The following is a 1,330-nucleotide window of genomic DNA, read 5'->3' on the forward strand; positions in this document are numbered from 1 at the left end:
TGCGGGGACTGCGGCGGGTACCTACAGCGTGTCCTACACGGCGACGGTCTCGGACAGTGCGTCAGGGTCGGTATCGAACGCGGCCGAAGCTGACGTTGGGGACTGCAGTCCCTGTGCGACGAGCAACCCGCTGGTGGAGCTCAGCACCTCCAAGGCGTCCGACGTGGGCAGTGGCGTGGGGGTTCAGGCGGGAGATACGATTACTTACACGCTGACGACCGTGGTGACAGGCGGGACGACGACACAGGACCTGGTTTTGACCGACACGCTGGGAACCGGGCTCGACTTTGGCAGTGTGACGGCGCCGGGTTCCTTCGTTCCTGATACGGGTGGCGCGCCGACCCTGTCGTTCACGCTTCCCGCGGGGACTGTGGCAGGAACGTATAGCGTTTCCTACACGGCGACAGTCTCGGACAGTGCTTCCGGCTCAGTGTCGAATGCCGTCACCGCAGATGTAGGAGACTGCAATCCCTGTGCGACGAGCAATCCGCTGGTGGAACTCAGTACGTCGAAGGCGTCCGACGTGGGCGATGGTGTTGGCGTTCAGGCGGGTGACACGATCACCTACACGCTGACGAGCGTGGTGACAGGCGGGACGACGACGCAGGACCTGGTGCTGACCGATGTGCTGGGGGCAGGACTCGACTTCGGCAATGTGACGGCGCCCGGTGCGTTTACGGCCGACACGGGTGGCGCGCCGACCCTGTCGTTCACGCTTCCTGCGGGGACTGCGGCGGGTACCTACAGCGTGTCCTACACGGCGACGGTCTCGGACAGTGCTTCCGGCTCTGTGTCGAATGCCGTCACTGCTGACGTTGGGGATTGCAGTCCCTGCGCCACGGCGAACCCGCTGGTGCTGCTCAGCACCTCAAAGGCATCGGATGTGGGGGATGGTGTTGGCGTTCAGGCGGGCGATACGATTACTTACACGCTGACGAGCGTTGTTACTGGCGGGACGACGACACAGGACCTGGTTCTGACCGATGTGCTGGGGGCGGGGCTGGACTTCGGCAGTGTGACGGCCCCGGGTTCCTTCGTTCCTGATACGGGTGGTGCGCCGACTCTGTCGTTCACGCTTCCCGCCGGCACATCGGCGGGTACCTACAGCGTGTCCTACACGGCGACAGTCTCGGACGGCGCATCGGGCTCTGTGTCGAATGCCGTCACTGCAGATGTGGGGAACTGCAATCCCTGTACAACGAGCAACCCGCTCGTGGAACTCAGCACCTCGAAGGCGTCCGACGTGGGCGATGGTGTTGGCGTTCAGGCGGATGACACGATTACTTACACGCTCACGAGCGTGGTCACCGGAGGGACGACGACACAGGAC

Annotated in this window: 1 protein-coding gene; it reads left to right on the forward strand. The window is 63.9% G+C overall.

Features of this window, described 5'->3' with window-relative positions:
* A partial coding sequence (locus KUG85_RS21020) for an isopeptide-forming domain-containing fimbrial protein (RefSeq protein ID WP_223006761.1) occupies window positions 1-1,330 on the forward strand: 1,330 nt, incomplete at both ends.

The sequence above is a fragment of the Nitratireductor rhodophyticola genome, from assembly GCF_019891355.1.
GTDB classification, from domain to species: Bacteria; Pseudomonadota; Alphaproteobacteria; order Rhizobiales; family Rhizobiaceae; genus Nitratireductor; species Nitratireductor rhodophyticola.